Here is a 13,436-nt window from a genome sequence, read left to right on the forward strand (position 1 = left end):
CGGCAAGGGGCAGATCTTCGTCAAGGGCGAGGTCATCAAGACCGTGCCGGAGTCGAAGATCGTGGAGACCCTCATCGAGGAGGCCATGAAGCTCGCCGAGCAGATGGAGGCCGACGGCGTCACCTCCGGCGAGCCCTCCGTCTCCGTCAGCTGACCCATCATCCCCTCCGCGTCCCGGACCCCCGGTCCGGGATACGGGCGGGCACGGGCGGAACACGCGTTCCCGAGGTAAGGTTCGGGGACTTCCCCCGACCGCTGCGGCCCGTACGGTGAGGCGCCCCACGTGTTGACGACCACGACGACCAAGGTCATGGAGCCCGGCGAACTCGACGCCGCCTTCGCGGTGCTCGACCGCGATCCGGTGGCCAACGCGTTCGTCGCGTCCAGGGTCGCCGTCGCCGGACTCGACCCCTGGCGCCTCGGCGGCGAGATGTGGGGCTGGTACTCCGGGGGCCGTCTCGAGGCGCTGTGCTACGCGGGCGCCAACCTCGTCCCGATCTGCGCCGGCCCCGAGGCCGTGCGCGCCTTCGCCGAGCGGGCGCTGCGCGCCGGGCGGCGCTGCTCCTCCATCGTCGGACCCGCCGACGCCACCGCGGCGCTGTGGTCGCTGCTCGAACCCAGTTGGGGACCGGCCCGCGAGGTCCGCGCCCACCAGCCGCTGATGGTCACCCGCTCGCTGCCCACACGGGTCGAGCCCGACCCGTACGTGCGGCGGGTCCGGCGCGACGAGATGGACGTGATCATGCCGGCCTGCGTCGCCATGTTCACCGAGGAGGTCGGCGTCTCCCCGCTCGCCGGCGACGGCGGTCTGATCTACCAGGCCCGCGTCGCCGAACTCGTCGGCTCCGGCCGGGCGTTCGCCCGCATCGAGGACGGCAAGGTCGTCTTCAAGGCGGAAATCGGCGCCGTTACCCGGCACGCCTGCCAGATCCAGGGCGTCTGGGTCGCCCCCGAGCACCGCGGCCGCCGCCTGTCCGAGACCGGCATGGCCGCCGTCCTGCACTACGCGCTGCGCGACGTGGCCCCCGTGGCCAGCCTCTACGTCAACGACTTCAACGCGCCCGCCCGCGCGGCCTACCGCCGCGTCGGCTTCACCGAGGTCGGCGCCTTCATGAGCGTCCTGTTCTAGTAGTGTCGCCGCCCATGGAGGACGTGGCGGTCGAGCCGATCGACCTGGCGGCACGGGTGGACGAGGCACTGGCCGTCCAGGCGGTCGCCTTCGGGCTGGGCGCGGAGGAGGTCGCCATCCGGCGCCAGATCGTGCTGCGGCACCTCTGCTTCCCCGGCGTCCGCGCGCTCGGCGCGCTCACCCCCGGCGGACGGCTCACCGGTTTCGTGTACGGCATGCCCAACAGCCGCACCCACTGGTGGTCCACGGTCGTCGAGCCCTACCTGCGGCGCGCCGGCACCGAGGCGTGGCTCGACGACTCCTTCACCATCACCGAACTGCACGTCCACCCCGACTTCCAGGGCCGCGGCCTCGGCCGCGCCCTCATCACCACCATCACCGACAGCGCCGACGAGCCCCGCAGCATCCTCTCCGCCATCGACACCGAGAGCCGGGCCCGGCGGCTCTACCGCGCCCTCGGCTACATCGACCTGGCCCGGCCCGTGCACTTCCCCAGCGCGGCCAGCCCCTACGCGGTCATGGGCGCCCACCTCCCACTCGCGCGATAACGCGTTTCCGGCGGCGCCCCGCGGCTCGATATCCTCGGCGGAACGGTACGAAACCCCCTGGAGAGCCCCCATGGTCCTGCGCATGTCCCGGCTGATGCTCAAGACGCTGCGCGACGACCCGGCCGACGCCGAGACCGCGAGCCACAAGCTCCTGGTCCGGGCCGGATACGTCCGCCGCTCATCGGCGGGGGTGTGGACCTGGCTGCCGCTCGGCAAGCGGGTGCTGGAGAACGTCGCACGTGTCGTCCGCGAGGAGATGGACGCCATCGGCGGCCAGGAGGTCCTGCTGCCCGCGCTCCTCCCGCGGGAGAACTACGAGGCCACCGGGCGCGCCGAGGAGTACGGCGACCTGCTCTTCCAGCTCCGCGACCGCAAGGGCGCGCACTACGTGCTCGGGCCCACGCACGAGGAGATCTTCACCCAGGTGGTGAAGGACCAGTGCACGTCCTACAAGGACCTGCCGGTGATCCTCTACCAGATCCAGACCAAGTACCGCGACGAGGCCCGGCCCCGGTCCGGCGTGCTGCGCGGCCGCGAGTTCCAGATGAAGGACTCCTACTCCTTCGACACCACCGACGAGGGCCTCGCCGAGGCCTACCGGCTGCACCGCGAGGCCTACATCAAGATCTTCTCGCGGCTCGGCTTCGACTTCCGCGTCGTCTCCGCCGTCTCCGGCGCGATGGGCGGCTCGGCCTCCGAGGAGTTCCTCGCCCCCGCCGCGGCCGGCGAGGACACCTTCGTGGACTGCCCCGCCTGCGACTACGCGGCCAACACCGAGGCCGTCACCACGGTGGTGCCCCCTGTCGACGGCGCCGCGCACCCGCCGCTGGAGGAGGTCGACACCCCCGGCACCCCCACCATCGAGACCCTCGCGGCGCACCTCGGTGTGCCGGCCTCGGCCACCCTGAAGAACCTGCTGGTCAAGGTCGACGGCGAGATCGTCGCCGTCGGCGTCCCCGGCGACCGCGAGGTCGACCTCGGCAAGCTCGGCGAGCACCTCGCCCCGGCCGAGGTCGAGCTCGTCACCGCGGAGGACTTCACCGGCCGCCCCGACCTCGTCCGCGGCTACGTCGGCCCGCAGGGCCTCACCGGCGTCCGCTACCTCGCCGACCCGCGCGTCGCCCCCGGCACGGCCTGGGTCACCGGCGCCAACAAGCCCGACACGCACGCCCGCAACGTCGTCTGCGGCCGCGACTTCGAGGTCGACCAGTACCTCGACGTCGTCACCGTCGAGCCCGGCGACCCCTGCCCGCGCTGCGGCGCCGGCCTCAGGCTGGACCGGGCCATCGAGATCGGCCACATCTTCCAGCTGGGCCGCAAGTACGCCGACGCCTTCGAGCTCGACGTCCTCGGCCAGAACGGCAAGCCGGTCCGGGTCACCATGGGCTCCTACGGCATCGGCGTCTCCCGCGCGGTCGCCGCGCTCGCCGAGCAGACCGCCGACGGGCAGGGCCTGTGCTGGCCGCGCGAGGTCGCCCCGGCGGACGTCCATGTCGTGGCGGCGGGCAAGGCGCTGCAGACGGAGCTGGCCCTCGAGGTGGCGGAGAAGCTGCACGCGGCCGGGGTCAGGGTCATCGTCGACGACCGCGCGGGCGTCTCGCCGGGCGTGAAGTTCACCGACGCGGAGCTGCTCGGGGTGCCGACGATTCTCGTCGTGGGGCGAGGGGCGGCGGACGGGGTCGTCGAGGTCAAGGACCGCCGGAGCGGGGAGCGGGAGGAGTTGCCGGTCGCGGAGGCGGTTTCCCGCCTCTCGGCGTAGCGGCTGCGGGCCGCTGCGCCGGGCTGCCCGGTTGTGGTGGTGCGCGGCGCCGTTGTGGTCGGGGTTGCGGTTTTCTCCCCCGCCCGTGCCGGCACGATCCGCCCGGCGGCCGCCTGCGGCAGCGGAGCGTACGCCGCAACCGCACCGGCTCCGGCCGGCCCCGGTCCGACGCGGCCTACAAGGCGCCGTGCCCCCGTCGATGCCCGACCACCGGCGACAGCTCGACCAGGTCTTCACCGGCCCGTCTGCACACAGCACCGCGTCGGCGAGCTCGAAGAGCGCATCGGCTTGGCTGTACAAGCAGTCGTAGAAGTCGACCCGAAAGCGGGACAACACGTCCAACGCAGTACCTGCGGGCGGCGTCTCGGCGGGGAGACTCCTGGGCAGCGGCCGTTCTCCCGTGCTCCGTGACCCGACCTCTCGAAGGGCGGAGAACGGCCGCCCCCACTGTCCCGAGAGGAACCGCAGATCAGCAGGTCGAGTGACCTGCGAGGTAAAATGTAGAGTCAAAGCCAGGCCGCGAACTCCAGCAGCAACTCCCCGCCCTGACGGTCGCCCACGGAGAAGGCCCACACGCCCGCCTCCACGGCGCGGAACAGGGACCAGGCCCGGACGCGGTCCCGGTCGACCTCGAGGGAGTCGGAGAGTTTGGCGACCCTCCGGCGGGCCGCGGACTGCGACCCCGGCGTCGCGACCAGCGTCTCCAGGCGGTCGCGGACGAGCCACGCCAGGTCGTACGCGGGGTCGCCCGCGACCGGCTTGGGGTCGATGGCCAGCCACGGCACGCGGTCCGCGGCGAGCACGTTCCCGTGGTGGTAGTCGCCGTGCAGCAGTACGGCCTCGCCCGGGGCGGCCGCGCACAGTTCGTCGCGGACCGCGAGGGCCTCGTCGACCAGGGCCCGGGCCTCCTCGGGCACGTACGGCTGCTCGCGCCGCTCCCGCAGCAGCGCCGCCAGGCGCGCCGTGCGCTCGGCGACCGGCACGAACGGGTGCCCCTCGCCCGGGGGGATCCAGAGCCGCCGCAGGGTGGCGCAGGCCTCGAGCATCGCCTTCTGCTCGGGCAGTGAGCGCAGCGACACGTCGCTGTGCAGGCGCTCCAGCAGGAGCGCCCCCGCTTCGGGGTCGGCCTGCAGCAGGCGGACCGCGCCGCGGCCGTCCCAGCGGGCGAGGGCGGCGTGCTCGTGCCGGGTCTCGTCCGTGACGAGGCCGACCTTGAGGGTCGCGGGGGTGCCGTCGGCCTGCCGTACCAGGACGACCATGCTGATCTGGCCGCCGGGGGAGAGAACCCGCTCCGGCCGCAGCTCCCAGCGCGTGAGATGGTCCGCGACGCGCTCGGGGAGGCCGGCGAGCCAGGCGCGGCCCGCCTCGCCCTGCCAGGCGCTGACCGTGCGGACCAGCCGCTCGGGCGGTTCCAGGTGCTGGGGCTGTGGTGCCGAGGCCATGCGTGGGTACGTCCCTCCTGGTGCTAAACGTTCTCCGCGGCCGTCCGCGCGCGTTCGGCCAGCCCCGGGAAGGCTACGCTGCCCCCGCGCCAGCGCACGGCGCGGACCGCCGCCTCGCGCAGCGCGTCGGCGGCCTCGCGGCGCAGGTCGGCGTCGGCGGCGCGCACGAGGTCCGCGTAGACGCCGGCGACCCGGTCCTCGATCTCCGCGGCGAGGCGCACGGCCGCCGCGCCGTCCGGTACGTCGAACGGCAGGGCGTACGCGGGCTCGGCGGCCACGGGTTCGGCGCCGAGGTCGCCGACGGTGCGGCGCAGCGAGTCGCGGCGGGCGCGGTGCGCGTCGTACGCCTGCTGGGCCTGCTCGCCCCGTTCGCCGCCGACGCGGGCGCCGACGATGCCGTAGCCGTACACGGCGGCGTGCTCGGCGGAGAGTGCGGCCTGGACGGCCTTGAGCAGCGCTTGCTGTGCCATGAGTCGGGTCAGTGCTCCTTGAGCAGCAGGACGTGCCCGGCGCCGCAGGCGGCCACCGAGGCGAGCAGGCGGGCGAGTTCGGGCGGCGCGCCCAGGAGCACGGCGGCCCGGGCGTCGGCGAGGGTGCGTTCGGCCGCCGACAGCGCGGACAGCGCGTCCCCGGCCCGCGCGGGGACGGACGGCGAGGAAGTCGGCGACGGGGTGGACGACGGCGAGGACGACGACGAAGGCGCGGCGGACGGGGACGCGGCCCGCCCGGACGTGCCGAACGCCTCGACGTGGCGGGCCACTTCGGCCCGCAGCGGCCGCAGTCGCTTCGCCAGGTCCGGATGCGCCGCGATGGTGGCGTCGTAGCGCGCGAGCAGCGCCGCGCTGTCCCGCACGGCCCGCCTGCGCAGCGTCACGTTCGCGTCGGCGGACGGCGAGCCCTTCGCGGAAGTCCCCTCGGGCGGTGTCTCGCTGGAGCAACCGCCGAGCAGTCCGGCCGCGGCCGGCAGGACGAGGGCGGCGCGGACCGCGCGCCGGCGGGGAATGTTGCTGAGCGGCACAGTGCCCCTTCCCGTGATCACCTCACGTGAGGGTACCCGCGCGGCGCCCGGGGGCCGTGACGGCGCCCTCCGCTGTGCCGAATCGTCGTTCCGGGGCCCGAACCGATAGGCTTTGGCCCGACACACGACCTTCCACCACAACAGCACACGCGGCCGAGGAGTCACCCGGATGAGCACCACCCAGAGCGAGAGGCTGCGCGGGCTGCTTGAGCCGCTTGTCGCGAAGACGGGGCTGGAACTGGAAGAGGTCAAGGTGACCGCCGCCGGCAGCCGGCGGCAGCTCCAGGTGATCGTGGACTCCGACGAGGGCGCTCCGCTGGACGCGCTCGCGGAGCTGAGCCGGGAGATCTCGCAGGTCCTCGACGACGCCGACGCCATGGGTGGGTCGCCGTATCTGCTGGAGGTCTCCTCGCCGGGCGTGGACCGCCCGCTCACCGAGCCGCGCCACTTCCGGCGCAACGAGGGCCGGCTGGTCAAGCTGACGACGGCCGCCGGTGAGCAGCTCGTCGCGCGGATCCTCGCGGTCGACGAGGAAGGGCTCGACCTGGAGGTCCCGGGTGTCAAGGGACGCAAGCCCAAACCCGCCCGTGTCGCCTTCGGCGAGATCGCCAAGGCGCGGGTGGAGATCGAATTCAGTCGCAAGGACCCGGCCGGTGCCGATACTGACGGCGACGAGAGCACTGAGGAGGCGTAGCCGTGGACATCGACATGAGTGCCCTGCGGGGTCTGGTACGGGAGAAGGAGATCTCCTTCGACCTGCTGGTCGAGGCGATCGAGTCGGCGCTCCTCATCGCGTACCACCGCGAACCGGGCAGCCGCCGCAACGCGCGCGTGCAACTGGACCGCACCAACGGCCACGTCACCGTGTGGGCCAAGGAGGACCCGTCGGAGACCCCCGAGGGCTCCGAGCCCCGGGAGTTCGACGACACGCCGAGCGGCTTCGGCCGGATCGCCGCGACCACGGCCAAGCAGGTCATCCTGCAGCGGCTGCGGGACGCGGAGGAGGAGATCACCTTCGGTGAGTACGCCGGCCGTGAGGGTGACATCGTCACGGGTGTGGTCCAGCAGGGCAAGGACCCCAAGAACGTGCTGGTGGACATCGGCAAGCTCGAGGCGATCCTGCCCGTGCAGGAGCAGGTGCCGGGCGAGGACTACAAGCACGGCACGCGCCTTCGCTCGTACGTCGTCCGGGTGGCCAAGGGGGTGCGCGGTCCGTCCGTGACGCTCTCGCGCACCCACCCCAACCTGGTGAAGAAGCTCTTCGCGCTGGAGGTCCCGGAGATCGCGGACGGTTCCGTCGAGATCTCCGCGATCGCCCGCGAGGCCGGCCACCGCACGAAGATCGCCGTCCGTTCCGGTCGCTCCGGGCTCAACGCCAAGGGCGCCTGCATCGGCCCGATGGGCGCCCGGGTGCGCGCGGTGATGGCCGAACTGAACGGCGAGAAGATCGACATCGTCGACTGGTCGGACGACCCGGCGGAGATGGTCGCCAACGCCCTGTCACCCGCTCGGGTGAGCAAGGTGGAGATCGTCGACATGGCCGCCCGCTCCGCGCGGGTGACCGTGCCGGACTACCAGTTGTCGCTGGCGATCGGCAAGGAAGGGCAGAACGCCCGCCTGGCCGCACGGCTCACGGGCTGGCGGATCGACATCCGGCCCGACACCGAGCAGGTCGAGCGGTAGCACCGGCGGGTAACCAGGGAACAACCGTGCGTCGAATAACCCGGAGGGGTGAGGTCGGCGCGGGGAGGTAGACTAAGGATGTCTGGCCGGACGCATGTCTCAGCACGCCCGGAGCGCACGTGCATCGGGTGCAGGGAGCGAGCGGCCAAGCGCGATCTGCTGCGTGTGGCGATGGTCGGGGAGTGCTGTGTTCCCGATCTTCGCGGTACGCTGCCCGGTCGGGGTGCGTACGTGCACCCCGACACCGTCTGTCTCGACCTGGCGGTCCGCCGCCGGGCGTTCCCACGGGCCTTCCGGGCCCCGGGACCGCTGGACACCGCGGACCTCCGTGGGTACGTCGAGCCGGCACACCGTGAGTAGGCAGGAAGACCGCTCGGGCGACCGTGCGGTCAGTACCCCGCGAGTTGGAAGTAGGTCGAGATTGCGATGAGCACTCGATGAGCACGCGATGAGTACGCCCATGAAGTAGCGACGGTCCGGCGGACGACCACCCCGGACCTCATGAAGGAGCGAAGTGGCTAAGGTCCGGGTATACGAACTCGCCAAGGAGTTCGGAGTTGAGAGCAAGGTCGTCATGGCCAAGCTCCAAGAACTTGGCGAATTCGTCCGTTCGGCGTCCTCGACGATCGAGGCGCCGGTTGTTCGCAAGCTGACTGACGCACTGCAGGGTTCCGGTGGTGGCTCCGCCTCCTCGAAGCCCTCGGCTGCCAGGCCCGCGGCGCCGCGCAAGGCCGCGCCCGCAAAGCCGGCCACGCCCACTCCGGGTGCGCCGGCCCGTCCCGCTGCTCCGGCCCCGAAGCCGGCCGCGGGACCCGCCCCCACTCCCAAGCCCGCCGGTGGCGCGCCGACCCCGGGCCCGCGCCCGACTCCGGGTCCCAAGCCGGCCCCGGCCAAGCCCGCCCCGGTCACCCCGGTGCCGCAGGCGGAGTTCTCCGCCCCGCCGGCCCCGGAGCGGCCCGCTCAGGAGCGTCCGGCCCAGGCCGAGCGCCCCGCCGCCGCGCGTCCCGGTTCCCCCGGCCCGCGTCCCGGCACCCGTCCCTCCGGTCCCGGTCAGCGTGACGGCGGCCGTGGCCAGGGTGGCCCCGGTGCCTCGCGTCCCGGTGGCCAGGGCCAGCGTCCGGGTGCCCCGCGTCCGGCCGGTCCCCGTCCGGGCAACAACCCCTTCACCTCCGGCTCCACCGGCATGCCGCGCCCGCAGGCTCCGCGTCCCGGCGGCGGCCACGGTGGTGCCCCCGGCCAGCCCGGCCCGCGTCCCGGTGGCGCCCCGGGTGCCGCCGGTCCTCGTCCGGGTGGCGCTCCGCGTCCCGGTGGCGGTGCCGCCTCCGGCGGTCCGCGTCCGACCCCGGGCGGCATGCCCCGTCCGCAGGGCGGCGGCCCGCGTCCGAACCCCGGCATGATGCCGCAGCGTCCCGCTGCCGGCGGCGGCCCCGGCCGTCCCGGTGCCGGTCCGCGTCCGGGCCCGCGCCCGGGTGGCGGTGCCGGTCGTCCCGGTGGTGGCGGCGGCTTCGCCGGTCGCCCCGGTGGTGGCGGCGGTCGTCCCGGTGGTGGCGGCGGCTTCGGCGGTCCGCGTCCGGGTGGTGCCCCCGGTGGTGGTGGCGGCGGCTTCGCCGGCCGCCCCGGTGGTGGCGGCTTCGGTGGTCGTCCCGGTGGTCCGGGTGGCCGCGGTGGCACGCAGGGCGCATTCGGCCGTGGCCCCGGTGGTCGTCCGGCCCGTGGCCGCAAGTCGAAGCGGGCGAAGCGCCAGGAGTACGAGGCCATGCAGGCCCCGTCCGTGGGCGGCGTGCTGCTGCCCCGCGGCAACGGCGACACCGTGCGCCTGTCCCGTGGTGCCTCGCTGACCGACTTCGCCGAGAAGATCGGCGCCAACCCGGCGTCGCTCGTCCAGGTGATGCTGAACCTCGGCGAGATGGTCACCGCGACCCAGTCCGTCTCCGACGACACGCTGCAGCTGCTCGCCGACGAGATGAACTACACCCTCCAGATCGTCAGCCCGGAGGAGGAGGACCGCGAGCTGCTCGAGTCCTTCGACATCGAGTTCGGCGAGAACGAGGGCGGCGAGGAAGCGCTCGTCGCGCGTCCGCCGGTCGTGACCGTCATGGGTCACGTCGACCACGGAAAGACCCGCCTGCTCGACGCGATCCGCAAGACCAACGTGGTCGCGGGCGAGGCCGGCGGCATCACCCAGCACATCGGTGCCTACCAGGTGGCCACCGAGGTCAACGGCGAGCACCGGGCGATCACCTTCATCGACACCCCCGGTCACGAGGCGTTCACCGCCATGCGTGCCCGTGGTGCCAAGTCCACCGACATCGCGATCCTCGTGGTGGCGGCGAACGACGGCGTCATGCCCCAGACGGTCGAGGCCCTGAACCACGCCAAGGCGGCCGACGTGCCGATCGTGGTCGCGGTCAACAAGATCGACGTCGAGGGCGCGGACCCGACGAAGGTGCGCGGTCAGCTGACCGAGTACGGCCTGGTGGCCGAGGAGTACGGCGGCGACACCATGTTCGTCGACATCTCCGCCAAGCAGGGCCTGCACATCGACAGCCTGCTGGAGGCCGTGGTCCTCACCGCGGACGCCGCCCTGGACCTGCGGGCCAACCCCGAGCAGGACGCACAGGGCATCGCGATCGAGGCCCACCTCGACCGCGGTCGCGGCGCCGTGGCGACCGTCCTGGTCCAGCGCGGCACCCTGCGGGTCGGCGACACCATGGTCGTCGGCGACGCCTACGGCCGTGTCCGCGCCATGCTCGACGACAACGGCAACACCGTCGACGAGGCCGGCCCCTCGACCCCGGTCCTGGTGCTCGGTCTGACGAACGTGCCGGGTGCCGGCGACAACTTCCTGGTGGTCGACGAGGACCGTACGGCCCGTCAGATCGCCGAGAAGCGTGCCGCCCGCGAGCGCAACGCGGCCTTCGCCAAGTCCCGTCGCCGGGTCAGCCTGGAGGACCTGGACAAGGTGCTCAAGGCCGGCGAGGTCCAGCAGCTCAACCTCATCATCAAGGGCGACGCATCCGGTTCGGTCGAGGCCCTGGAGTCCTCGCTGCTCCAGCTCGACGTGGGCGAGGACGTGGACCTGCGCATCCTCCACCGGGGTGTCGGTGCGGTCACCGAGACCGACGTCACCCTGGCGGCGGGCTCCGACGCCATCATCATCGGCTTCAACGTGCGGGCCGAGGGCCGCGCCACGTCGCTGGCCGAGCGCGAGGGTGTCGACGTCCGCTACTACTCGGTGATCTACCAGGTCATCGACGAGATCGAGGCGGCGCTCAAGGGCATGCTCAAGCCCGAGTACGAGGAGGTGGAGCTCGGCACCGCCGAGATCCGCGAGGTCTTCCGCTCCTCCAAGCTCGGCAACATCGCCGGTGTGCTCATCCGCTCCGGCGAGGTCAGGCGCAACGCCAAGGCGCGCCTGCTGCGCGACGGCAAGGTCGTCGCCGAGAACCTCAACATCGAGGGTCTGCGGCGCTTCAAGGACGACGTCACCGAGATTCGTGAAGGTTTCGAGGGCGGTATCAACCTCGGCAACTACAACGACATCAAGATCGACGACGTCATCGCGACCTACGAGCTGCGCGAGAAGCCTCGCGTCTGATCGAGGGACACATGACCGGGGCCGGTTGGCGGAGGGTAAATTCCGTCGATCGGCCCCGGCCGTTGCCTTTACTGTGGTGATTGCTGTTCACGGTGTTCGCACCGTTCACGACGAGGCCCCACAGGTCGGCTTGACCTGATGCCCATGTATGTAGGGACGCTGTCCTTCGACCTGCTTCTCGGCGACGTCCGCTCGCTGAAGGAGAAGCGGTCCGTCATCCGGCCGATCGTGGCCGAGCTCCACCGCAAGTTCGCGGTGAGCGTCGCCGAGGTCGACCACCACGACCTCTACCGCAGGGCCGAGATCGGCGTGGCGGTCGTGTCCGGGGACCTCGGGCACATCAAGGACGTCCTCGGACGCTGCGAGCGCTGGATGGCCTCGCGCCCCGAGGTGGACCTGCTGTCGGCGCGGCAGCAGGTGCACGGGGACGACGACTGACACTCACGTACCGAAGCGTGAAGAGAAGAGAGAAGAGCACGCATGACCGACACCGCGCGGGCGCGCAAGCTGGCGGACCGCATCCGGGTCGTGGTCGCGGAGACGCTCCAGCGGCGGATCAAGGATCCGCGGCTGGGCTACGTGACGATCACGGACACCCGGGTCACCGGTGACCTCCGGGAGGCGACCGTCTTCTACACGGTCTTCGGTGACGACGAGGAGCGGGCCGCCTCGGCGGCGGCGCTGGAGAGCGCCAAGGGCGTCCTCCGCTCGGAGGTCGGACGGCAGACCGGCGTGCGCTTCACGCCCACCCTGACGTTCGTCGCCGACGCGATCCCGGAGAACGCGCGCACCATCGAGGATCTGCTCGCCAAGGCCCGCCTGGCCGACGAGGAGGTCCGCAAGACCGCCACGGACGCCTCCTACGCCGGCGACGCGGACCCGTACCGCAAGCCGGCCGAGGACGAGGGCGACGACGAGGGGGAGGACGGCGCCCGATGAAGGACGGGCTTGTCATCGTCGACAAGCCGGGCGGTATGACCTCGCACGACGTCGTGGCCCGGCTGCGCAGACTGGCCGGGACGCGGCGCGTGGGGCACGCGGGCACGCTGGACCCCATGGCCACCGGCGTCCTCGTCATCGGCGTCGAGAAGGCCACCCGGCTGCTCGGGCACCTCGCGCTCACCCGCAAGGAGTACGAGGCGACCATCCGGCTCGGCCGGAGCACGGTCACGGACGACGCGGAGGGCGAGGTCACGGCCGCGGTCCCCGCGGACGGGGTCACCCGCGAGGCGATCGACGCGGCCATCGCGCCGCTGACCGGCGACATCCTGCAGGTGCCGTCCAAGGTGAGCGCGATCAAGGTGGGCGGCGTCCGGTCGTACGCCCGCGTGCGCGGAGGCGAGGACTTCGAGCTGGCGGCGCGACCGGTGACGGTCTCGTCGTTCGTCGTGCGGGACGTCCGGCACGTGCCGCTCGAAGGCGGCGACGTGGTCGACGTCGACGTCACGGTCGAGTGCTCCTCCGGCACGTACATCCGGGCCCTCGCGCGTGACCTGGGCGCCGGGCTCGGCGTAGGCGGCCACCTCACCGCGCTGCGGCGCACCCGCGTCGGGCCCTACGGTGCTGGCCTCGCCCGCACGCTGGAGCAGCTGACGGAGTCCTTCGCGGTGCTGCCCATCGCGCAGGCCGCGGCGGCGGCGTTCCCCCGGTGGGACGTGGACGCCCGGCAGGCGCGGCTGCTCGGCAACGGCGTGCGGCTGGACGCGCCGCCGTCCCTGGGCGCGGTGCCCACGGCGGTGTTCGGGCCGGAGGGGGAGTTCTTGGCGCTGGTCGAAGAGCGGGAGGGCCAGGCCAGGATCCTCGCCAACCTCGGGTGACGCTGCGCTGCGCTCGCGTGCCAAGTGGTTGTGGTTGCGGTCCGTTGTCGTGTGCGGGTTGTCTGCGCCTGCGGCGGAGTTCCCCACCCGCCCACCCGCCCGCCCGATTGCCCGGCACGATCAGTGCGGGCCTGCGCGCGTGCGTGGATGGGCCGGGAACGGGGCCTCCGGGGCTGGGCATTCTGGACCGCATACTTATGTGCATGGCGGGCGGTTCAGGTTGTGCCGTCTGTGCTGCACAACACATATGCGTCAGGGTCCAGAACGCCCACCCCTACGACCCCGCCCCCTCCGTCGGTTCCGCGGCCAACGGCCGGTGGGGGCGTGGGCAGGCGGTTTCACCGCATGCGCAGGGGCACCCCCAGTGATAGCCGGGTGCACAACCACAACGGCGCCGCACGTGGCCGGAATGCCCACCCCAAAGGCCCCGCTCCCGGCCCAC

General features: G+C 72.7%; 13 protein-coding genes and 1 pseudogene. 11 read left to right on the plus strand and 3 right to left on the minus strand.

The genetic code is table 11. From position 1 onward, the window contains the following. The 4 genes and pseudogenes from AC3EUJ_RS26395 to AC3EUJ_RS26410 all read left to right on the plus strand — a co-directional run. Positions 1 to 154 (plus strand): annotated as a pseudogene (locus AC3EUJ_RS26395) (flavodoxin-dependent (E)-4-hydroxy-3-methylbut-2-enyl-diphosphate synthase); the annotation flags it as partial. A gap of 129 nt (positions 155 to 283) precedes the next feature. Beyond that, on the plus strand, positions 284 to 1,129 hold the full coding sequence (locus tag AC3EUJ_RS26400; RefSeq protein WP_431965507.1) for a GNAT family N-acetyltransferase: 846 nt from the start codon (positions 284 to 286) through the stop codon (positions 1,127 to 1,129). A 14-nt stretch (positions 1,130 to 1,143) separates the two neighbouring features. Then, positions 1,144 to 1,677 (plus strand): GNAT family N-acetyltransferase, encoded by a 534-nt coding sequence (locus AC3EUJ_RS26405; RefSeq protein ID WP_431965509.1) that lies wholly within the window; start codon positions 1,144 to 1,146, stop codon positions 1,675 to 1,677. 70 nt (positions 1,678 to 1,747) lie between these two features. After that, on the plus strand, positions 1,748 to 3,436 hold the full coding sequence (locus tag AC3EUJ_RS26410) for a proline--tRNA ligase (protein WP_431965511.1): 1,689 nt from the start codon (positions 1,748 to 1,750) through the stop codon (positions 3,434 to 3,436). A gap of 506 nt (positions 3,437 to 3,942) precedes the next feature. On the opposite strand, the gene AC3EUJ_RS26415 is transcribed toward AC3EUJ_RS26410, so the two are convergent. From AC3EUJ_RS26415 to AC3EUJ_RS26425, 3 genes are read right to left on the minus strand one after another with little or no spacing between them, the layout of a single operon-like run. After that, on the minus strand, positions 3,943 to 4,878 hold the full coding sequence (locus tag AC3EUJ_RS26415) for an aminoglycoside phosphotransferase family protein (RefSeq protein WP_431965513.1): 936 nt from the start codon (positions 4,876 to 4,878) through the stop codon (positions 3,943 to 3,945). Between the two features lie 23 nt (positions 4,879 to 4,901). Next, on the minus strand, positions 4,902 to 5,348 hold the full coding sequence (locus AC3EUJ_RS26420; RefSeq protein ID WP_431965515.1) for a ferritin-like domain-containing protein: 447 nt from the start codon (positions 5,346 to 5,348) through the stop codon (positions 4,902 to 4,904). Positions 5,349 to 5,356: 8 nt separating this feature from the next. Further along, positions 5,357 to 5,917, minus strand: coding sequence for a hypothetical protein (locus tag AC3EUJ_RS26425; RefSeq protein WP_431965517.1), 561 nt, complete (start codon positions 5,915 to 5,917; stop codon positions 5,357 to 5,359). A 148-nt stretch (positions 5,918 to 6,065) separates the two neighbouring features. On the opposite strand from AC3EUJ_RS26425, the gene rimP reads away from it, so the two are divergent. The 7 genes from rimP to truB all read left to right on the plus strand — a co-directional run bounded on the left by rimP (position 6,066) and on the right by truB (position 12,994). After that, positions 6,066 to 6,590 (plus strand): ribosome maturation factor RimP, encoded by a 525-nt coding sequence (rimP, locus tag AC3EUJ_RS26430; RefSeq protein WP_431965519.1) that lies wholly within the window; start codon positions 6,066 to 6,068, stop codon positions 6,588 to 6,590. Positions 6,591 to 6,592: 2 nt separating this feature from the next. Then, the gene (gene nusA, locus AC3EUJ_RS26435; RefSeq protein WP_431965521.1) at positions 6,593 to 7,579 is read left to right on the plus strand and encodes a transcription termination factor NusA; all 987 of its coding nucleotides are present in this window, start codon (positions 6,593 to 6,595) and stop codon (positions 7,577 to 7,579) included. Positions 7,580 to 7,657: 78 nt separating this feature from the next. Further along, positions 7,658 to 7,939: a YlxR family protein gene (locus tag AC3EUJ_RS26440; RefSeq protein ID WP_431965523.1), complete on the plus strand. Its 282-nt coding sequence runs from the start codon at positions 7,658 to 7,660 to the stop codon at positions 7,937 to 7,939. Positions 7,940 to 8,093: 154 nt separating this feature from the next. Then, positions 8,094 to 11,177 carry a translation initiation factor IF-2 gene (gene infB / locus AC3EUJ_RS26445; protein ID WP_431965525.1) on the plus strand — a complete coding sequence of 1,028 codons (3,084 nt, stop codon included), beginning with the start codon at positions 8,094 to 8,096 and terminating at the stop codon, positions 11,175 to 11,177. 144 nt (positions 11,178 to 11,321) lie between these two features. Then, a complete protein-coding gene (locus tag AC3EUJ_RS26450) occupies positions 11,322 to 11,615 on the plus strand; it encodes a DUF503 domain-containing protein (RefSeq protein WP_431965611.1) in 294 nt (97 codons plus the stop codon). Positions 11,616 to 11,657: 42 nt separating this feature from the next. After that, positions 11,658 to 12,116: a 30S ribosome-binding factor RbfA gene (gene rbfA, locus AC3EUJ_RS26455; RefSeq protein WP_431965527.1), complete on the plus strand. Its 459-nt coding sequence runs from the start codon at positions 11,658 to 11,660 to the stop codon at positions 12,114 to 12,116. After that, the gene (gene truB / locus AC3EUJ_RS26460; RefSeq protein ID WP_431965529.1) at positions 12,113 to 12,994 is read left to right on the plus strand and encodes a tRNA pseudouridine(55) synthase TruB; all 882 of its coding nucleotides are present in this window, start codon (positions 12,113 to 12,115) and stop codon (positions 12,992 to 12,994) included. Before rbfA ends, truB begins: the two co-directional genes overlap by 4 nt. The last annotated feature ends 442 nt before the right edge of the window (positions 12,995 to 13,436 follow it).

This window comes from Actinacidiphila sp. bgisy160, assembly GCF_057707815.1.